Raw genomic sequence first — 18,166 nt, 5'->3', positions numbered from 1 at the left:
CGTAGCCTGGAAACCGAACAGCGGGAAACGGAACCTCTCCCCCTGCTCAGGGCTTCCTCCTCCCCCCGGGGGCACCGGGGGCGGGGGGGCCCCGGAGCCGTACCGGGATTCAGGCCGCCGTGACAGCGGCGGCCGTCACCACCAGGGCCAGCACGGCGAGCACCGTACGCAGCAGGTGCCAGCGGCGCCACAACGGCCGGGGGTCCTGCCAGTCCGCCGGCAGCGCCGCCGGGTCGGTGACGGCCTTCACCCGCCGGTTGATGGGCACGTTGCACAGGTGGGACACGGCCGACACCCCCACCAGCAGGACGACGGCGAGGGCGAACAGCGCCCGGGCCGCACCGCCCGTCAAGGCGGCGAGCACCCCGTTGACGAGCGCGCTGCCGAGCACGACGGCCGGCATGGTCGGATCCCAGTTCCGGCCCAGCAGCCGGTGCGCGTACACGTACGTGCCCGTGTCCATGGCGAAGAGCGCGGGCACCACGCTCAACGCCACGGCGAACAGCACCCCCGCGGTGATGCCGCCGCCGAGCAGCGCCACGACGCCGAGCACACCGGTCATGACGCCCGCGTCGCGGCGGGGTGCGTGTCCACGGTCAGCTGCGCGATCGAGCGCATCGTCGCGTCGCGGAAGTACGCGGCGAAGTCCTGCGCGGAACGGGTGTCCCGGCCCTCGGCCAGGTACGGGGCCAGCTTCTCCTCCAGGACGTGCACGCCCTTCTGCGCGGCCATGTGCCGCCCGACGGCCGAGAAGTCACCCTCGTAGTGGATGACCCGTACCAGCACGTCGTCCTTGAGGAAGACGGCCGTGCCCAGCAGCCGGCCGGCCTGCTCGCCGGACTCCCCGGCGAACTCCGGCCGGTCCACCCGCTGGAAGCCCGCGAATATCTCCGCGATCTCCTCCTCGTGACCCGGCTTGACGCGATAGGTGATGGCGGCGTAGGGCATCAGATTCCTCCGTCGACGTCGAGGGTGACACCGGTGACGTAGGCGGCCGCGTCACCGGCGAGAAACAGCACCGCCCCGGCCACGTCCTCGGGACGGCCGAGCCGGCCGAGCGCCGTCATCGCGGCGATCCGCTCGGCGACCGGGGGCGGCGGGCCCGTGCCGGGCCCGGCCGCGGTCACGCCGGGGGCCACCGTGTTGACCCGGACGCCCCGGCCGCCCAGCTCCTTGGCGAGCGCCCGGGTGAAACCGACCAGGGCCGCCTTGGACGTGCTGTAGTGCACGCCCAGGGGACGCCCGCGCAGCCCCACGGAGGCGCCGACGTTGACCACCGACGCACCCTCCGCGAGCTGCCCCACCAGCGCGTGGGTGACCTGGTAGACCGAGGTGGTGTTGTGGTCCAGGACCCGTCGCCACTCCGCCTCGGCGAGGTCCTCGAACTTCGCGTGACCGTCCACGCCGACGTTGTTGACCAGCACGTCGACGCCACCGAAGCGCTCGCGTACCGCGTCCGCCACCGCCCGGGCACCGGCCGCCTGCGTGACGTCCGCCCGCACCATGACGGGCGGCGTGCCCGCGAGGGCGGTCAGCTCCTCGGCGAGCCGCCGGGGCGCCTCACCGTCGCTGCGGTGCACGACGGCGAGGCGGGCACCGGCCCGGGCGAAGGCCAGCGCGATCGCCCGGCCGATGCCACGGGTCCCGCCCGTGACCACCACCCGGCGGCCGCCGAAAGCGGTGGCGGGGGCGGGCGGGTCGGGGGAGTGGGAGGCGGGGGCGCTCACCGGGCCGCTCCGGCGCGCGGCGCCTCCTTGATGAGGTTCAGCAGCAGGCGCGGCGTCTCCGCCTCGGCCACCGCGTCGTCGTTCAGCGCGATGCCGTGGCGGCGCTCGATGACGCCGGTGACCTGGAGCAGCGCCAGGGAGTCGTAACCGAACTCCAGGAACGGCGTGTCGAGGGCGTCGTCACCGTCCAGGCTCATGCCCTCCTCCGGCGCTCCGACGCATTCCAGCAGCAGTTCGTTGAGTTCGGCCAGCGTGATGTCGCTCATCGTCCTTGTTCCTTTCGCAGATACCGGCGAGGGCCGGGGACACGGTGACGGGAAGACCGGACAGGGGCGGGAGCCCCGGGTGGCGCGGGCAGGTGTCAGCCCGCCCGGACCAGGCGTCCGGGCGGCAGCGAGCCGTCCAGACCGAGCAGGGGGGAGGAGTCGAGCACCGCCTGCTGGAGGTCCTCGATGCCCGGCGACGGGTCGAGACCGAGGTGCTGGCCCAGCGCGGCGCGCAACTGCCGGTAGGTGTTGAGGGCGTCACCGCGGCGCCCCGCGCGGTACAGCGCCACCATCAGCTGCCCGTGGACGCCTTCGTGCAGCGGGTAGCGGGCGGCCAGACCGGACAGCTCGCCGATCACCTCATGGTGGCGGCCCAGCTTCAGGTCCGCCTCGATCCGCGCGTGCAGGACGCTCATCCGCGACTCCTCCAGGCGCGTCACCTCCACCTCCAGCAGCGGGCCGCACTGCACGTCGACCAGGGCCCGGCCGTTCCACAGCGCGAGCGCCCGGCCCAGACAGCCGGCCGCGCCGCCCCAGTCCCCCTGTTCCAGTGCCCGGTGGCCGGCCGTGGCCAGCGCTTCGTACTCCTGGACGTCGACCAGCCCGCCCAGGGTGTCCAGGAGATAGCCGCCGGGTTCGGTGACCAGAATGCTCTTCGCGCCGTTCGGAAGACCCGCGCGGTCCTCGCCCAGGGCGGCGGAGATGAGGGTGCGCAGTTGGAGGATGTAGGTCTGCAGGGTGGTCTGCACACTGCGCGGCGGCGACTCCCCCCAGACCTCCTCCACCAGTGAGGAGGTGGAGACCAGTTGGTTGGCTTGCAGTGCGAGCAGGGCGAGCACCTTGCGGGGCTTGACGGCGGTGGGTGTCACCGACACTCCCGACTGAACCGCTCTGAACGGCCCCAGTACGCTGATGTCCATCCGCGGAATCCCCTTCTGTAGACGAGCCTTTCAACCAGTGCGGGGCACGGGCATGACCGCGTGCAGCGCCTCTCCCACGGCCCGCGGCGCCTCCCGGCCGCGGACGAAGAAATGTCCGCCGGACACGGTCCTCAGGCGGAACGGTGCGCTCGTGCAGTGCTCCCACGCACGGACCTGCGCGAGATTGACCAGCGGGTCGTCCGCCCCTGCGAACGCCCACAGCGGACAGGGCAGGGCGGTCGGCGCCGCCTCGCGCAGACCGGCCGCCAGCCGCAGGTCGGCGCGGAGTGTGGCGAGCGTCGCGCGCAGCCACTCGCGGCGGGCGAGCATCGCCTCGGGCACGCTCGCGCCGTCCACGAGCAGGCCCACCAGCTCCTCGTCGGTGGGGCCGCGCTCCGCCGCGCCCGTCAGCAGCCGGTGGGACAGCTGCGGCGCCGGGCAGGCGCCGACCGCCAGCAGTTCCGGCCCCCGGTGCCCGGTCTCCAGCAGGTGCCGGGCGAACCGGTAGGCCACCAGGGCGCCCAGGCTGTGCCCGTAGAAGGCGTACGGCCCGTCCAGCAGCGGCGCCAGATCGTCCGTGAGCGCCCGGACGAGTGCCGCCGCCTCGGTGAGCGGGGCCTCGCGCCGCAGCGACTCCCGGCCGGGCAGCCGCACCGGCAGTACCGTCACACCCGGCCCGACCCGCTGCTGCCACCCGGCGAAGGCCATGGCCCCCGCGCCGGCGTGGTGGAAGCACAGCAGTTTGCGTGCCGAACCGTCGTCGGGCCATCGCGCAGCGAGAAAACGACGCACCGTATCTCCTTTCCGTGCGATGCCGGCAGGTGAGACGGAACGAGCGTCACCGCAGCCCCTGGAACGGCGCTCAACAAGCGCTGGAACCGCGGTCGGGAAGCGGCAGCGGCCCGGTCGACGCGCCGTCGAGGAGCGCCTGGTCGCCGAAGCCGGGATCGTGCACGGCCGCGCTCACCGTGAACCGGCCGGACACCTGCCAGCTTCGGAAACTCCACTCCCCGCCGACACCGGGCGAGCCGTCCGGACGCAGCAGCCGGACCTGCCCGCCCCGGGCACCGAAGCCGAACTCGGTGAACCGGAAGCGCAGCCCCTGCCCGATCGCCTTGCTGTACGCCTCCTTCAGCGTCCACAGCCGCACCAGTTCGCCGTTGCGCCGGTCCTCCGCCACCCGGCGCAGCGCCGCCAGCTCGTACGGCGTGCACACCTGGCGCTCGGTGCCCAGGTCCAGCATCCGCCGGTCGGCGCGCTCCACGTCCACGCCGATGCGGCTGTGCCGGGTCAGCCCGACCACCAGGAGTTCCTCGGTGTGGCTCAGGCTCACGTCGAGCTGGTCGATGCCGCGCAGGTACGGGCGGCCGCCGGGCTTGTACGCCAGGTCCAGCTCCTCCGGGGCGGCGCCGAGGACCGCGCCGGCCGCCGACTTCAGCAGCAGCCGGGACGCCACGAACCGGCGCCGGGCCTGCGGCTTGGTCATCCGCTGGAGCCGCGCGTGGTCCCGGCCCAGCGCCGCCGCCAGCCGCCGGTCACCGAGGTCGGCGGGGAGCCAGTCGGCGACCGCCGCGTAGACCACCGACGCTCCCGTGGAGCGGACCTCGTGGCGCACCGGCTGCCAGGCGGCGTCGGGCAGCCCGCCGCGGGGACGTACGGGGACCGGTGGAGGCGTTCGGGACGGGTGGTGCATCGCCTTCTCCTCGTCATCGGCCGAGCGGGGTCGCGTACAGGTCGAAGCTGCGGGCGTCGTCGTAGCGGTGCAGCAGTTCGGTGAGCAGCAGTTCCTCGCCGGACTCGGGAGGGCGGGGCGTCGCCGGGTCGAGTCTGCGCAGCACCCGCGCCAGCGCCATGACCGCCCAGGCCGGTCCGGCCGGCAGGCCGTCGTCCGGTGCGGTGCGGTGCCGCCACACGCCCAGGCAGGCGGCGCCCGCGGCGATCAGGGCGTACCGGTCCACCAGTGCGTACACCCGGGTCTGCGGGCGGGCGTCGGACCGGACCGGCAGCGAGCAGTCGCGCCGCAGCCGGTCCAGCTCGTGGCCGAGCGCCGTGGCGTATCCGGCGAGAGCCCGCTCCAGTTCGCCGCCGCCTGCCGCGCGGGCCCGCTCGATGGTCTCCTCCAGGCCGCCCACCAGGGAATCCCCGTCCGCCGGCAGGGCCAGCTCCGGCGGCCGCAGCGCGGGCAGCCGCGGTTCGGACGGCTGGAAGAGCGCGGCTTCGGCGGGCCCGCGGGCCGGGGGGCGCAGCGTGGGCAGCCGGAGCAGATGCGCCGCGACGGCCGTCCGGCTCGCCGCGCTGCCCACCGGGCCGAGACCGATCATCGGCAGGTCCCGCAGCGCCTTCTGGAAGACGGCGTACGCGCCCTGTCGCGCGTACGACTCCGCCCCGAGGACGACGGACAGGTCGTAGGCGGTCTCGGTCAGGAACATCGGCAGGAGGTACTTCACCACCGCGCTCAGCGTGCCGCTCTCCCGTGGCAGCAGATGCGCCGCCCGGGTGGCCACCAGCGCCAGCGCGTCACACAGCAGCAGGTCGCTGAACGCGTCCAGGAGCGCCTGCCGGGTACGTGGCGCCCGCGGTGAAGCGCGGCTGTGCGCCCGGTGGGCGCGGGAGAAGGCGACCGCCGTGCGCAGCGCGGTGTCGGCGCAACCCAGCGCCATCGAGGGGCCGGTGCTGCGGATGACGGGGAAGGCACGCGTGGCCGGCTCCGTCCCGGCGGTCCCGTCGGCCTCGGTGCCGAGCAGCTGGTCCGCCGTCACCCGGTACCGGTCGAACTCCAGGCCGTGGACGAGACAGCCGCGTACGCCCGTGGTGGCCCGCCGGGGCAGCAGCCGGAACCCGGCGGCGTCCGCCGGCGGGGTGTCGATCAGGAACGCGCGGTGGCCGCCTCCACCGGCCTCGTCCACGCGCGCGAAGATCAGCAGGGAAGCCGCGCGCGCGGCATTGTTGAGCGCTTCCTTCCGGCCGCCCAGGAGATGTCCGGTGCCGTCCGGGACCGCGGTGAGACCGTTGTGCAGGAACGCGTTGCCCTCGGCCGGCTGCGGATAGGCACCGGCCATCCGGCCACCGGAGAGCAGCAGGTCCGCGGTGCGACGCTGCTGCCGCGCCGAGCCCCCCGACCACACGGCCGCCGCGGCCAGGAACGAACCCGTCCCGCAGGCCAGCCCCAGCGCCGCGTCCCGACGGAACACCGCCCGCAGCACCCGCGCCAGCACGTCCAGCCGCCGCAGCCGGCCGCCCAGTTCCGCCGGCACGATCTCCGCGTTGAGCCGGAAGCCGTCGAGCAGCGCCTCGGCCGCCGGCAGCAGCCGCCGCTCGGCGTCAGCCCGGACGAACTGCTCGGCGCCCAGGGGATTGCCCGGATCGTCCAGGTCCCCGAAACCGCGCTCCAGCCGGGCGACGCGCTCCCGCACGTCAGCCTCGGCGGCCTGTGTGGTCTCCGCGGCCCGGACGCGGCCGGCCTCCGCCACCCGACCCGGGCCGGTGGCGCTGGTCACCACGGTCATCTCGTCGCCTCCCCCTCGCTGCCGTGACGCACCCGTCACACGGCTTCCGGCCCCCGCGCCCGCCCTCCTCCGGCGGTCAAGGGCCGCTCAAGTCGGCCCTGCTGGACTTGCCGGCGCGCACCGGCCGCGCGGGATCCTCGTGCCGGTACGGCCAGGCGGCGCCGAACAACTCCTGGGGTGGCACGCCCGGAAGCCACATCCAGCCGAACATGACGAGGGCGCGCACCACCGGACGCAGCAGGCTGCGCAGTACGCCGGCCGGTCGCGGTCCGGGGGAGCGGTCGGTACGTGGCATGGCATCGGGTCCCTTCGGCTCGGGTCGGGCGCGGCAGCCTGGCAAGCGGCGCTCGACCGGACCTCGAAGAACTCTCGCGGTGGGGCCCGGGCGCGGTGGCCGTCAGGTTGCGAAGGGAAGATGAGCAGTGATGCGGAACGTCCCAGGAGGGGAGGGACGCACGCCGCCCCTCGCCGGCTTACGCGGAGACCGGGGCCGGCAGACCGCCTCCGTACAGCGGTTCGCGCTCGCCGACGAGCGGAGTGCGGCCGGGTTCGAGAGCGAACTCGCCCGGCAGGTACGGGCGTGGGGCCGGCTGAGAGGGCTGGAGGGCCAGGTCGCCCTGCGGTCGCTGGACCGTAGCGGCACCTACCTCCACCTGGCCTTCTGGCGGTCGCCTGAGGACCTGTTCGGCGCGTTCCACACGGACGCCGCCTGCGCGCGCCTGGACCGGCTCGGCCGGCTGGCCGGCATCGAGCCCGGGCAGGCGGTCGCCGTCGGGCTCCTGGGGGACGGGCCCACCGCTGACGAGGACGCGCACGCGCTGCTGGTGCGGGTCACGCTCTCCGGCCCCGCGGCCGACTTCGAGGCGCAGTTCGGTGCGCTGGCGGGCCAGTTCCTGTACGACCCCGGATGCAGGGGCTGCCTGCTGCTGCGGTGCACCCTCGAACCGCGCGCCTACCTCGGCCTCATCTGGTGGAACAGCGCCCGGTCGTGCGACGCCGCGGCAAACGGTGCCCGCTTCCTCGACTGCTGCCGGCCACTGGACCACCTGGCCTCCGGCCTCGCCTTCGAGCGCGTACGGACCGTCGGGAGGCGGACCTGAGGCGGAAAGCGAGGCCGGAACGGAAGCGGCCCGGAAGCCGCCCGAACCCAGGCGGGCGGACCGGCTCAAGCGTTCCGCAGGCGGAGTTCCACCGCCGTTCGAGCCGCCGGCAACAGACTGGCGGCATGCCGGAACGCGCGCTCTTCACCGTGCTCCGCGGTCACCCGGACGACGCCGAACTGGCCGCCCTGACCGCTGTGTTGCTGGCGTTGCTGAGCGCCCCGGGGCAGCCCGCCGGGGTGCCGCCCGCCCACCCGGGCGCCGCCCGCGCCCCCGGGGCCCCGCGCCGCGCCTCCTGGGGCCGGGCGCGGTCCCGCCGCCGGTCCCCGGTGTCCTGGTCCACGCCATGAGCTGCCGTCGTTCCACCACCGGCCGGCGCGGCCCGCTCCGCGCCACGGGCCAGGAAGGAGCATGCGCGCCCCCGCACGGCCGGTTCGCGTACGAGGACAGCACCGAGGCAACACCCGCGAGGGGGACGACGCATTGACCGCACACCGCACCTTCACCGACGTCATGCTGGCCCGGTCCGAGGCGTACCCGGGCCGGGAGGCACTGCTCCTGCTGCCGGACGGCGCGCAGCAGTCGCAGCCGGAGACGGTCACCTACCGGAGCCTGGACACCGCCGCCCGCCGGCTCGCCGGCTGGCTGCAGAGCCACGGCGCGGCGGGCGAGCGGGTCCTGCTCCTGCACCGGTCCCGCCACCGCTTCGCCGTCAGCTTCCTGGCCTGCCTGTACGCCGGCGCCGTCGCCGTGCCGGCCCCGCCGGGCGGCGGCCGGGCCCACCACACGGAACGCATCGCCGGGATCGTCCGGGACACCGCGCCGTGCGTGGCGCTCACCGATGCCGCGCTGGCCCCCGAGATGTCGCGGATGCTGGCGGAGTGCGGGCACGGCGGCACACTCTGCCTGCCCGCCGACGTGGTGCCCGCCGCCGACCCGTGGACGCCGCCGGCGCTGTCGTCCGACACGGTCGCCTATCTCCAGTACACCTCGGGCTCCACCGGCCGCCCGCGTGGCGTGGTGGTCACCCACGCCAACCTGCTGGCCAACCAGCGGGCGATGCACGAGGCGCTGGGCACCGAGCCGGGGACCCGGCTGGGCGGCTGGCTGCCCCTCCACCACGACCTGGGCCTGGTCGGCCAGTTGCTGCACCCGCTGTGGCTGGGCAGCACCTCGGTGATGCTGCCTGCCGAAACGTTCGTCCGCTACCCGGTCCGCTGGCTCCAGGCCATCGACCGGTACGGCATCACCGTCAGCGGCGCCCCCGACTTCGCCTACGGCCTGTGCGTGAGCCGGGTCACCGACGAGCAGGCGGCGGAACTCGACCTCAGCGGCTGGCGGACCGCCGTCTCCGGTGGCGAGCCGGTACGGCCCGCCACGCTGCGGGACTTCACCGAGCGCTTCGCCCCCGCCGGGTTCCGCGCCGACGCGTTCTCGGCCTGCTACGGGCTGGCCGAGGCCACCCTGTTCGTCTCCGGCGGCCGGGACACCGGGCCGGACGACGGGTGCACCGTGGACGCCGAAGCACTGGAGCGGAACCTGTGGCGCGACCCGGTACCGGGCCGGCCGACGCGCCGGCTGGCGTCCTGCGGGACCGCCGCGGGCTGCGACGTACGGATCGTCGCCCCGGACACCGGGACCGTACTGCCGGAAGGCCGGATCGGCGAGATCTGGGTACGCGGCGCGGGCGTGGCCCGCGGCTACTGGCGCGACCCGGGCCAGACGGCCCGCACCTTCCAGGCCGTCACGGCGGACGGCGAGGGCGGCCACCTGCGCACCGGGGACCTCGGCGCGGTCCGCGACGGCCGGCTCTACGTCACCGGACGGCTCAAGGACGTCATCGTCGTGGCCGGACGCAACCTCTACCCGCAGGACGTCGAGCGCACGGTGCAACGCGTCAGCGCGCTCTTCGGGCCCGGCACGGCGTTCGGCGTACCGGGGGAGCGGGAGCGCGTCGTGGTCGTCCAGGAACTGCGCACCCGCAGCAGCTTCGACGTGAACCTCGAATCCCTCGCCACCCAGGTCGAGCGCTGTCTCACCGAGGAGTTCGACGTCCGGGTCGGCGGGGTGCTGCTGGTCCGGCCGGGCACGGTGCGCCGCACGACCAGCGGCAAGGTCGAGCGCTCGGCGATGCGCGACCTGTTCCTGCGCGGCCGGATCCGCCCGCTGCACCAGCGGCTGGACGGCGACCTCAGCACCGGACCCGCCGCCCTGGCCGGGTGAGGCCCGTGGGGAGCGGGAAGCGAAGGGGGCACACGTGGAGGCACCACCGCGCGGCGAACCGTACGAGCCGGACCTGCTGCACTGGCTCATCCGGCGCATCTCCGGCTACGCGTCCCGGGAGATCGGCCCGCAGACACCGCTCACGGAATGCGGGCTGGACTCGGTGGCGATGCTGGGCCTGTTCGGCGAGATCGAGGAGGGCTTCGGCCCGCTGATCGACCCGGAGGACATCTGGGTGTACCCCTCCGTCGGCGACCTGGCGCACCAGCTCACCGCGCGCCGGGCCCGCTGGGACGCGGACCGGCGGGCCCGCCCGGCGTTCGTGATCGGCGGGCAGGGCGCCCGGCACCCCGGCGCTGTGACCGGCCTCCACCGCGACTCCGCCTTGTACCGGACGTCCCTGGCCCGGGCGGACGAGGCGCTGCGGCCGCACGTCGGCCGCTCGGTCGTCGGCCTGATCCACCGCGGCGGCCCGGCCCTTCACCATGCGGAGCTGACCCCGCCGGTGGTGTTCGCCGTCGGTTACGCCCTGGCCCGGACCCTGACGGACGCCGGGGTACGGCCGGTCGCGGTGGTCGGCCACGGGGTGGGGGAGCTGACGGCGGCGGTGATCGCCGAGGCGCTTCCGCTGGCCGAGGCGGCGCGGCTCGTCGCGCTGTACGGCGCGTGCACGCGGCGGCTGCCGGACGGGGGCGGCATGCTGGCCGTCTGCGCGGGCCCCGACGAGGCTCTGGCGGCCGCCGGGGAGCCGGGGGTGTACGTCGGCGCGGTCAACGCGGCCCGGGCCACCGTGCTCTCCGGCCGGCTCGACGCCCTGGCCCGGGCGCGCGACGCCCTGTCGGCGGAAGGCGTCGCCGGCCGGTTCCTGACCGCCGGGCACGCCTACCACTCGCCGCTCATGGCCCCGGCGGTCCCGGGGCTGCGGGCCCTGGCGGCCGGACTCCGCTCGGACCGCCCCCGGACGGGGTACTACTCGACGGTGTACGGCCGCCGCTGGACGGAGCCGCTGGGCGCCGGTTACTGGGCCGAGCAGGTCACCTCACCCGTACGGTTCGCCGAGGCGGTCCGGCGGATGCTCGCCCAGGAGGCGCCGACCCACGTGGTCGAGATCGCGCCACGGGCCGTACTCACCCCGTTCGTACGCCGTATCGGCGGGGCGGCCGGGCCGCGCTGCTTCCCGGTGTGCCACGGGCCGGGGACCGGCGTGGTGGACCTGGCCGCAACGCTCTCCGCGCTGGACGCCTGGCCGCTCGCCGAGAGCGCGGCGCGGTGGTGACGGTCCGGCCGCCCCGGCCGCTGCCGCCGTCACGGTATCCAGCCCGCCTCCTCGGCGGCGCGGATGGCGTCGATCCGGTTGCGGGCGTTGAGTTTCGTGACGATCGCCGTGAGGTAGTTGCTGACCGTCCCCCGGGTCAGGCACAGCGACCGTGCGATGTCGGCCACGCCGGCGCCGCGTGCCGCCAGCCGGAGCACCTCGGTCTCCCGGGGCGACAGCGGCGAGTCCGCCGCCTCCCAGGCGGTCAGAGCCAGTTGGGGGTCGACGACCCGCTCGCCCGCGGCCACCGACCGGACGGACCGGGCGAGGTGGCTGGGCGGGGCGTCCTTCAGCAGGAAGCCGGCGACGTGCGCGGTGAGGGCCCGGCGTACGGTGCCGGGGCGGCCGAGGCTGGTGAGAATGAGCGCCCGGCAGCTGGGCAGCTGTTCGTGCAGTTCGGCGGCGGCGGTGATGCCGTCGGCGCCCGGCAGGTCGATGTCGATGACGGCCACGTCGGGGCGGGTGCGCAGCGCGGTCTCCACGATGGTGTCGCCGCGGTCCAGTGAGGCGACCACTTCGAGGTCCGGTTCCAGTTCCAGCAGGGCGACGAGAGCCCCCCGGATCATGTGCACGTCCTCGGCAAGCAGGATCCTCACCGACAGCATGGATGTCCCCCGATCGAACGTGCGGTTCTTCCGGTCGTGCGGTGAAGATTATCTGTGCTCCGGGCATATCGCGCCGGGTCGGACCGGACTATGTGCTTCCAGGTGGAACCGCCCGTCCCGGCGTAAACCCGAGGTGACGCGGCCGCCGATGGCGCCGAGCCGGGTGCGCAGGTTGTTCAGGCCGCTGCCGTCCGGGCCGGCCGGCCGGCCCTTGTCCACCCCGTCGTTGACGAGCGTCAGCCAGACGGTGTCGTCCTTGCGGACCGCCGTGATGGTGCAGGACTGGGCCTTGCTGTGCCGGAGGATGTTGGTGACCCCCTCGCGCAGGGTGGTCGCCAGTGCCGTGTCCACGGCCGGGTGGAGCCGGCCGCAGGAGATGTCCAGGGTGACCCGGATGTCCGCCGCGGCCAGCACCGTCGCGGCCGACTCGGCCTCGTCCGCCAGCGACATCTCGCGGTAACTCCGGGCCACCAGGCGGGCGTCGGCCAGCGCCTGCCGTGAGACCCCCAGGACGGCGGTCACCTCTTCCTGGGCGCGGGCCGGGTTGGTCACCACCAGGCGGTGGATCAGTTCGCACTTGAGCGTGATCGCGGACAGGCTGTACCCCAGCAGGTCGTGCACGTCCCGGGAGAAGCGCATCCGTTCCTGGGCGACGGCCATGCGCGCCAGCGCCGTACGCGCCGAGTGGACCTCGTACACGAGGTCGGTCAGCCGGGTCAGGCCGTACAGGACGAGGCCGGTGAGCAGCGTGGTGAGCGGGGTGTACAGCTCGGTGACGGCCGGCAGCCGGAGGGCGAACGCGTAGCCGTCGATGACCGCCGCCACCAGCGCGAACAGGAACCAGGACAGCGGCGAGGGCAGCATGAGCAGGAGCGAGGCGCCGAGGAGCCCGCCCATGCCCGCCCAGGTGATGCCCAGCCAGAGGAACGGCAGGAACGTCAGGACGGACTGCGCGGTGAGGGTCAGCGTTCTGCACGGCAACGGCCAGCGCCGGGCCCGCGGGGAACTGTGCAGCAGCTGGAGGAAGAGCAGTGCCGACGCCGAGCCGATGCACATCAGCAGAAGGTCCAGGGGCGGATCGTCCCGGAGAACGTCAAGGAGAGGAACGGCCGTATAGCCGCACAGAACAATGATGGTGATGATTCTGGCCACGTGGATGGCTGGAATTTCTCCCCCCGGGGCGGATCGGATCGGCTGGTCGTCCGCCCCCTGGCCTAAAGAAGCCTGGTATCTCCTCGCGTTGATCTCCACATCGAGGGGGGCGACTCCGATTGCCGTACGCCGAAAAGGGTCAACCACGCGGTGCCTCCTCGCTAGATGGCCGGGACCGGAGTCCCGCGCATACGTTACTCGGACGATGAGAACATGGCTGAAAGAATGAGGAGTAATGGTGCTTTGGTTGTGCAAACTTGGTCAGCCGGATAAAAGGCCGGGAAGCTCCGGTCCATCCGCGCGCCACCGGTTGTTCACGAAAACGCGGCCGTACTCCGCCGCATACGGCCGGACCGTCGGTGAGACCGGCGCGGCGCGGCCGGCACATGCCGGCGTCACCGGGCCACCGTGAAATTTTCATGCCTGGGTTCGTGCCCCGGTCACTGGGCGCCCGCCGCGGCCGGTGCCACCCTGATCACTGGCTCCGGGTGACGTTTCCCCGGGTCGGGACCGTGCGAGTGAACCGGAAGGGGAGAGCGCGCAATGGACATCACGTTACTGGGCCCGCTGACCGCATACGAGGACGGCGTCCCGGTGGTACCCAGCGCGGCCAAGCCCCGGCAGATCCTGGCCATGCTGGCGCTGCAGGCCGACCACGTCGTCACCGTACCGACCCTGATGACGGAGATCTGGGGCGAGCGCATCCCGCGCAGCGCCTCCACCACGCTGCAGACCTACATCCTCCAGCTCCGCCGGAAGATCACCGCCGCGCTGGCCGGCAACCCCGCCGTCGACGCCAAGGACGTGCTCGTCACCCGCTTCGGCGGCTATCTGCTGCGGGTACGGCCCGGCCGGATCGACGCCCAGGAGTTCGAGCAGCTGGTGGCCGACGGACGCGCGGCCTTCCACGCCACCGACTACCACACCGCCTCCCGGCTCCTCTCCCGCGCCCTCGCCCTCTGGCAGGGGCCCGCACTCGTCGACGTACGGGCCGGCAGCATCCTCGAACTGGAGGCGCTGCGCCTGGAGGAGAGCCGCATGGCCGCCCTGGAGCGCCGTATCGACGCCGACCTGCACCTCGGGCGGCACGCCGAAGTCGTACCGGAGCTACGCGTCCTGACGGCACGACACCCCATGCACGAGCGGTTCTGCGCCCAGCTCATGCTCGCCCTCCACCGGTCGAGCGGATCCTGGCGCGCCCTGGAGGCGTACCAGCGGCTGCGCGGCGTCCTCGTCACCGAACTGGGACTGGAACCGTCACCGTCCCTCCAACAGCTCCACCGGGCGGTGCTCTCCGGCGACCCGGTCCCGGACCTGCAGGCCGTGGGCGCGGACTGACCGGCCCTCGGGGCGTTTTCCAGCCTGACTTCAGCTCCCTTCGAGGCACCGCTCCTACGGTCGCGCAATGACGACCTTCGACGAACTCCTCGCCGCCGCGCCCCCGCCCGACCTGCACCGGTCCACCGCGGAACTGCGCCGCCTGAAGACGGAGGTGAGCCGGGGCCCCGACCCGGGAGCCACCGAGCGGCAGCACGCCAAGGGCAAACTCACCGTACGGGAGCGGCTGGAACTCCTCTTCGACCCGGAGACGTTCACGGAGATCGAGCCGCTGCGGCGGCACCGCAGCACCGCCTTCGGCATGGCGGACCGCAGGCCGTACGGCGACGGGGTGGTGACCGGCTGGGGCCGGGTGCACGGCCGGACCGTCTTCGCCTACGCGCACGACTTCCGCGTCTTCGGCGGCGCGCTGGGCGAGGCGCACGCCGCGAAGATCCACAAGATCATGGACCTCGCGCTGTCCGCCGGGGCCCCGCTCGTCGGCCTCAACGACGGGGCCGGGGCCCGCATCCAGGAAGGCGTCACCGCCCTGGCCGGGTACGGCGGCATCTTCCAGCGCAACACCCGGGCTTCCGGCGTCATCCCGCAGATCAGCGTGATGCTCGGCCCGTGCGCGGGCGGCGCGGCCTACAGCCCCGCCTTGACCGACTTCGTGTTCATGGTCCGCGGCACGTCCCAGATGTTCCTCACCGGCCCGGACGTGGTGAAGGCCGTCACCGGCGAGGAGATCAGCCAGGACGGACTGGGCGGCGCCGGGGTGCACGCGGGTGTCTCCGGGGTCGCCGGCTTCGCGTACGACGACGAGGCCGACTGCATCGAGGACGTCCGCTTCCTGCTGTCCCTGCTGCCCGCCAACAACCGCGAACTGCCGCCGGACGCCCCGGCCGCCGACCCGCCCGGACGCCGCACCGACGCGCTGACCGACCTGGTCCCCGCCGACCCCGCCCAGGCCTACGACATGCGCGAGGTCATCGGGGAGATCGTCGACGACGGCGAGTTCTTCGAGGTGCACGAGGGCTGGGCGCGCAACGTGGTGTGCGGCCTGGCGCGGCTGGGCGGACAGACCGTGGGCTTTGTCGCCAACCAGCCCGCCGTGCTGGCCGGTGTGCTGGACATCAACGCGTCCGAGAAGGCGGCCCGCTTCGTCTCCACCTGCGACGCGTTCAACATCCCCCTGGTGACCCTGGTGGACGTACCCGGCTTCCTACCCGGCCTCGACCAGGAGCACGGCGGCGTCATCCGGCACGGCGCCAAGCTGCTGTACGCGTACTGTAACGCGACCGTCCCGCGGGTGTCCGTCGTGCTGCGCAAGGCGTACGGCGGCGCGTACATCGTGATGGACTCCCGCTCGATCGGCGCCGACCTGTCCTTCGCCTGGCCGACCAACGAGATCGCGGTGATGGGCGCGGACGGCGCGGCGAACGTCATCTTCCGGCGCGAGATCGCGGCCGCCGCCGACCCGGACGCGACGCGGGCCCGCCTGGTCAAGGAGTACCAGTCGGAACTGATGCACTCCTACCACGCGGCGGAGCGCGGCCTCGTCGACGACGTCATCGACCCCGGCGAGACGCGGGCGGTGCTGGTGAACGCGCTGACCGCGCTGCGCGGGAAGCACGCCGACCTCCCGGAGCGCAAGCACGGCAACGTGCCGCTGTGAGAGCGCGGCCGGAGACCGCCTTCGTGGTGGCCCGGGGGCACGGGCCTCCGGGCCACCACGCCGTACCGGCGCCGAACGTCAGACCGGCACGGCCTCCAGCGCGTAGTACAGGAACGGGCACTTCAGCGGCGTCAGCCCGGCCAGCTTCAGGCCGGCGCTCGCGAACAGCTCCTCGAACTCCCTGCGGGTGCGCTCCCGCCCCGTGGTGACCGTCATCATCTCGATGTCCATCAGCGCGGCGCCCAGTGCGTCACCCGGATCCTCGTCGTGCCGGCCCTCGGCCAGCACCGACGAGAAGACGATGATCCGGCCACGCGGCGCCAGCCCCTCCCGGCAGTTGCCGAGGATGCGGCGGCAGGAGCCGTCGTCCCAGTCGTGCAGGATGTTCTTGAGCAGGTACGCGTCCGCGCCGGCCGGCACCGAGTCGAAGAACGACCCGGACACGACGTCGCAACGGTCCTCCAGAGCGGCCTCCTTCAGCACGCGGGGCGCGTCGAGGACACCGTCGGACGTGTCGAACACCGTCCCGCGCACGCCGGGGTTGGCGCGCAGGATCCCGGCGAGGTGCGTGCCGTTGCCGCCGCCCACATCCGTCACGTGCCGGAAGCGCGTGAAGTCCACCCCCTCGACGATGGCGGGCACCTGCACCGCGCTGCCGGCCGCCATGGCGGCGTGGAACACCCCGGCGTGCTCGGGCGTCCGGCTCAGGTGCTCGAAGAGACCGCGCCCGTGCACCAGGTCGAAGGCGGGCCTGCCGGTCCGTACACACTGCTCCAGCGCGCCCCACGCCTGCCAGACCTCGGGTGCGCCGTGCATCGCGTCCAGCGGGCCGCCGTGCAGCGGCGAGTCGCTGCGGTACATGCTGCCGAGCCGGGTCAGCGCGAAGCGCCCCTGCTCGTCCTGGGACAGCAGCCCGACCGGAACGGCGGCCCGCAGCAGCCGGTGCAGGAAGTCGGGGTCCGCGCCCGTGTGGCCGGTCAGCTCCGCGGCGGTCTTCGCCGCGTCGCCGAGCGCGTCGGGGATGCCGAGCCGGGAGACGGCCCCGCCGATCTGGAAGAGGGCGAAGCCGAACATGACGGGCAGGTACTCGGCCGAGGTCGGCTGGTCCGAGAGGGAACGGCTCATACGTACGTCTCCTTGAGGTGTCGGTGCGATGGTCCGCGGCGCCGGAAGGAGGGCGCGGGGGTGCGGCCCGGGTCAGGGTCTGCGGCAGACGGCGAGCGTGTCGAAGTCGGCGAGCGGCCGGTGGACCGGCGCGGCGAAGCCCGCGGCGCGGACCTGCCCGGCCAGCTCGGCGAGGGTGTACTCCCCGCCGCCCTCGGTCAGCAGCAGCATGTTCAGGGAGGCGACCAGGTTCTCCGTGTCGTCCGCCCGCTCGCCGAGCATCCGGTCGTAGATCACCAGCGCGCCGCCCGGGCGCACGGCCTTGAACGCCGCGTCCAGCAGCTGCTGCCGCTGCGCCGCGTCCCAGTCGTGCAGGACGTGGCCGTAGATCAGGACGTCCGCCGGGGGCAGCGGGTCCTGGAAGAAGTCGCCGCCGTGGAAGACGGCCCGCTCCGTGAAGCCCTTCTCGGCCATGTACTCGCTGAAGAACGGCTCCAGCTGCGGCAGGTCGAAGAGGTGCCCCCGCAGGCCGGGCCGCGCGGTCAGCAACTGGCCCAGCAGGTGCCCGCGGCAGCCGCCCACATCGAGCACCGAGGTGAAGTCCACCCCGTCCAGCGCCGCCAGCACCGTCTCGCCCAGACCCGCGGTCACACCGTCCATCATGCGGACGAAGTGCCCGGTGGCGACCGGGTCCCGGAGCATCCCCAGGTAGTCTCCCGCCGCCTGCGGCCGCCCGGTGCGCAGCGCCTCCGTGAGCCTGCCGTACACGGGGTACAGATTGAGGTCGGCACCGTGCAGGAAGCCGCCGACCGCTTCGGGACGGCCGGTGACGAGGTGGCGCGCGGCGCTCTCGCTGTTGCGGTAGCGCCCGTCGGCCTGCCGGTGCAGCAGGCCCAGCGCGGTGAGCAGGGCGAGGAAGTCGCCGAGGCCCCGCCCGTGCAGACCGAGCCGTACGCGCAGCTCCTCCGCCGTGGCAGGACCGTCGTCCAAGGCGGTGAACAGATCCAGGCGTACGGCGGTGAGCAGCGCCTTCGCGTCGCAGAACCGGTTGCCCAGACGCAGGATGCCCGCCGCCGTGCCGAGGTCCGAAGCGCTGCCCGTCATGACCGGTACTCCCTTTCGCCGACCTGTCCTGGCCCCGTGTGCAACGGAATCTCGCACCGGCGGATGGAGAACCGCTCGATCCGCGGTCGTCCCGCGCCGGACCCCCGGCGGCCCGGCTCCACCGGGCGTTGAGCCCGGCACCAGCGCCC

General features: G+C 73.8%; 19 protein-coding genes. 6 read left to right on the top strand and 13 right to left on the bottom strand.

Annotated features, from left to right (window positions below):
* Positions 1-109: 109 nt before the first annotated feature.
* The 9 genes from ACZ4Z1_RS15865 to ACZ4Z1_RS15825 all read right to left on the bottom strand — a co-directional run bounded on the left by ACZ4Z1_RS15865 (position 110) and on the right by ACZ4Z1_RS15825 (position 6,714).
* The gene (locus ACZ4Z1_RS15865) at positions 110-562 is read right to left on the bottom strand and encodes an anthrone oxygenase family protein (protein ID WP_468487175.1); all 453 of its coding nucleotides are present in this window, start codon (positions 560-562) and stop codon (positions 110-112) included.
* Entirely contained in the window at positions 559-948 is a 390-nt protein-coding gene (locus tag ACZ4Z1_RS15860) for a SchA/CurD-like domain-containing protein (RefSeq protein WP_468487174.1), read from the bottom strand. The genes ACZ4Z1_RS15865 and ACZ4Z1_RS15860 overlap by 4 nt, the downstream gene beginning before the upstream one ends.
* Entirely contained in the window at positions 948-1,727 is a 780-nt protein-coding gene (locus ACZ4Z1_RS15855; protein ID WP_468487173.1) for an SDR family NAD(P)-dependent oxidoreductase, read from the bottom strand. The genes ACZ4Z1_RS15860 and ACZ4Z1_RS15855 overlap by 1 nt, the downstream gene beginning before the upstream one ends.
* On the bottom strand, positions 1,724-1,993 hold the full coding sequence (locus ACZ4Z1_RS15850; RefSeq protein ID WP_468487172.1) for an acyl carrier protein: 270 nt from the start codon (positions 1,991-1,993) through the stop codon (positions 1,724-1,726). Before ACZ4Z1_RS15850 ends, ACZ4Z1_RS15855 begins: the two co-directional genes overlap by 4 nt.
* A gap of 95 nt (positions 1,994-2,088) precedes the next feature.
* A complete protein-coding gene (locus ACZ4Z1_RS15845; RefSeq protein ID WP_468487171.1) occupies positions 2,089-2,913 on the bottom strand; it encodes an AfsR/SARP family transcriptional regulator in 825 nt (274 codons plus the stop codon).
* Between the two features lie 30 nt (positions 2,914-2,943).
* Complete coding sequence (locus tag ACZ4Z1_RS15840; RefSeq protein ID WP_468487170.1) at positions 2,944-3,705, bottom strand: thioesterase II family protein; 762 nt, start codon at positions 3,703-3,705, stop codon at positions 2,944-2,946.
* 70 nt (positions 3,706-3,775) lie between these two features.
* Positions 3,776-4,606 carry a 4'-phosphopantetheinyl transferase family protein gene (locus ACZ4Z1_RS15835; protein WP_468487169.1) on the bottom strand — a complete coding sequence of 277 codons (831 nt, stop codon included), beginning with the start codon at positions 4,604-4,606 and terminating at the stop codon, positions 3,776-3,778.
* A gap of 13 nt (positions 4,607-4,619) precedes the next feature.
* A complete protein-coding gene (locus ACZ4Z1_RS15830) occupies positions 4,620-6,419 on the bottom strand; it encodes an acyl-CoA dehydrogenase family protein (RefSeq protein WP_468487168.1) in 1,800 nt (599 codons plus the stop codon).
* A 76-nt stretch (positions 6,420-6,495) separates the two neighbouring features.
* Positions 6,496-6,714: a hypothetical protein gene (locus ACZ4Z1_RS15825; protein WP_468487167.1), complete on the bottom strand. Its 219-nt coding sequence runs from the start codon at positions 6,712-6,714 to the stop codon at positions 6,496-6,498.
* Positions 6,715-6,844: 130 nt separating this feature from the next.
* On the opposite strand from ACZ4Z1_RS15825, the gene ACZ4Z1_RS15820 reads away from it, so the two are divergent.
* The 4 genes from ACZ4Z1_RS15820 to ACZ4Z1_RS15805 all read left to right on the top strand — a co-directional run bounded on the left by ACZ4Z1_RS15820 (position 6,845) and on the right by ACZ4Z1_RS15805 (position 11,018).
* Positions 6,845-7,519, top strand: a complete 675-nt coding sequence (locus ACZ4Z1_RS15820) for an antibiotic biosynthesis monooxygenase (RefSeq protein WP_468487166.1) — start codon at positions 6,845-6,847, stop codon at positions 7,517-7,519.
* 125 nt (positions 7,520-7,644) lie between these two features.
* Positions 7,645-7,869, top strand: a complete 225-nt coding sequence (locus ACZ4Z1_RS15815) for an acyl-CoA carboxylase epsilon subunit (protein WP_468487165.1) — start codon at positions 7,645-7,647, stop codon at positions 7,867-7,869.
* Positions 7,870-7,930: 61 nt separating this feature from the next.
* Positions 7,931-9,742: a fatty acyl-AMP ligase gene (locus tag ACZ4Z1_RS15810; protein ID WP_468487164.1), complete on the top strand. Its 1,812-nt coding sequence runs from the start codon at positions 7,931-7,933 to the stop codon at positions 9,740-9,742.
* A gap of 34 nt (positions 9,743-9,776) precedes the next feature.
* A complete protein-coding gene (locus ACZ4Z1_RS15805) occupies positions 9,777-11,018 on the top strand; it encodes an acyltransferase domain-containing protein (protein WP_468487163.1) in 1,242 nt (413 codons plus the stop codon).
* Between the two features lie 29 nt (positions 11,019-11,047).
* Here ACZ4Z1_RS15805 and ACZ4Z1_RS15800 read toward each other — a convergent pair whose 3' ends face one another.
* Entirely contained in the window at positions 11,048-11,662 is a 615-nt protein-coding gene (locus ACZ4Z1_RS15800) for a response regulator transcription factor (RefSeq protein WP_468487162.1), read from the bottom strand.
* Between the two features lie 48 nt (positions 11,663-11,710).
* A complete protein-coding gene (locus ACZ4Z1_RS15795) occupies positions 11,711-12,814 on the bottom strand; it encodes a sensor histidine kinase (RefSeq protein ID WP_468487161.1) in 1,104 nt (367 codons plus the stop codon).
* 543 nt (positions 12,815-13,357) lie between these two features.
* Between ACZ4Z1_RS15795 and ACZ4Z1_RS15790 the strand changes: the two genes are divergently transcribed.
* Both ACZ4Z1_RS15790 and ACZ4Z1_RS15785 read left to right on the top strand, forming a co-directional pair.
* A complete protein-coding gene (locus ACZ4Z1_RS15790) occupies positions 13,358-14,152 on the top strand; it encodes an AfsR/SARP family transcriptional regulator (RefSeq protein WP_468487160.1) in 795 nt (264 codons plus the stop codon).
* Positions 14,153-14,219: 67 nt separating this feature from the next.
* Positions 14,220-15,809, top strand: coding sequence for an acyl-CoA carboxylase subunit beta (locus ACZ4Z1_RS15785; RefSeq protein ID WP_468487159.1), 1,590 nt, complete (start codon positions 14,220-14,222; stop codon positions 15,807-15,809).
* Between the two features lie 78 nt (positions 15,810-15,887).
* Here ACZ4Z1_RS15785 and ACZ4Z1_RS15780 read toward each other — a convergent pair whose 3' ends face one another.
* Both ACZ4Z1_RS15780 and ACZ4Z1_RS15775 read right to left on the bottom strand, forming a co-directional pair.
* Complete coding sequence (locus ACZ4Z1_RS15780) at positions 15,888-16,934, bottom strand: methyltransferase (protein ID WP_468487158.1); 1,047 nt, start codon at positions 16,932-16,934, stop codon at positions 15,888-15,890.
* A gap of 72 nt (positions 16,935-17,006) precedes the next feature.
* Complete coding sequence (locus tag ACZ4Z1_RS15775) at positions 17,007-18,017, bottom strand: methyltransferase (RefSeq protein ID WP_468487157.1); 1,011 nt, start codon at positions 18,015-18,017, stop codon at positions 17,007-17,009.
* Positions 18,018-18,166: the final 149 nt, after the last annotated feature.

Source organism: Streptomyces sp. NPDC030165 (assembly GCF_055573595.1).
Note: the sequence above shows the minus strand (reverse complement) of the source record. Positions and strands in the feature narration are given on the sequence as shown.

Bases quoted from the DNA above. Each gene is read 5' to 3' on its own strand.
- ACZ4Z1_RS15860 (WP_468487174.1), bottom strand. From the start codon at position 948: ATGCCCTACGCCGCCATCACCTATCGCGTCAAGCCGGGTCACGAGGAG.
- ACZ4Z1_RS15810 (WP_468487164.1), top strand. From the start codon at position 7,931: ATGCGCGCCCCCGCACGGCCGGTTCGCGTACGAGGACAGCACCGAGGC.
- ACZ4Z1_RS15815 (WP_468487165.1), top strand. From the start codon at position 7,645: ATGCCGGAACGCGCGCTCTTCACCGTGCTCCGCGGTCACCCGGACGAC.
- ACZ4Z1_RS15785 (WP_468487159.1), top strand. From the start codon at position 14,220: ATGACGACCTTCGACGAACTCCTCGCCGCCGCGCCCCCGCCCGACCTG.
- ACZ4Z1_RS15780 (WP_468487158.1), bottom strand. From the start codon at position 16,934: ATGAGCCGTTCCCTCTCGGACCAGCCGACCTCGGCCGAGTACCTGCCC.
- ACZ4Z1_RS15865 (WP_468487175.1), bottom strand. From the start codon at position 562: ATGACCGGTGTGCTCGGCGTCGTGGCGCTGCTCGGCGGCGGCATCACC.
- ACZ4Z1_RS15820 (WP_468487166.1), top strand. From the start codon at position 6,845: ATGCGGAACGTCCCAGGAGGGGAGGGACGCACGCCGCCCCTCGCCGGC.
- ACZ4Z1_RS15800 (WP_468487162.1), bottom strand. From the start codon at position 11,662: ATGCTGTCGGTGAGGATCCTGCTTGCCGAGGACGTGCACATGATCCGG.
- ACZ4Z1_RS15790 (WP_468487160.1), top strand. From the start codon at position 13,358: ATGGACATCACGTTACTGGGCCCGCTGACCGCATACGAGGACGGCGTC.
- ACZ4Z1_RS15835 (WP_468487169.1), bottom strand. From the start codon at position 4,606: ATGCACCACCCGTCCCGAACGCCTCCACCGGTCCCCGTACGTCCCCGC.
- ACZ4Z1_RS15830 (WP_468487168.1), bottom strand. From the start codon at position 6,419: ATGACCGTGGTGACCAGCGCCACCGGCCCGGGTCGGGTGGCGGAGGCC.
- ACZ4Z1_RS15850 (WP_468487172.1), bottom strand. From the start codon at position 1,993: ATGAGCGACATCACGCTGGCCGAACTCAACGAACTGCTGCTGGAATGC.
- ACZ4Z1_RS15825 (WP_468487167.1), bottom strand. From the start codon at position 6,714: ATGCCACGTACCGACCGCTCCCCCGGACCGCGACCGGCCGGCGTACTG.
- ACZ4Z1_RS15845 (WP_468487171.1), bottom strand. From the start codon at position 2,913: ATGGACATCAGCGTACTGGGGCCGTTCAGAGCGGTTCAGTCGGGAGTG.
- ACZ4Z1_RS15775 (WP_468487157.1), bottom strand. From the start codon at position 18,017: ATGACGGGCAGCGCTTCGGACCTCGGCACGGCGGCGGGCATCCTGCGT.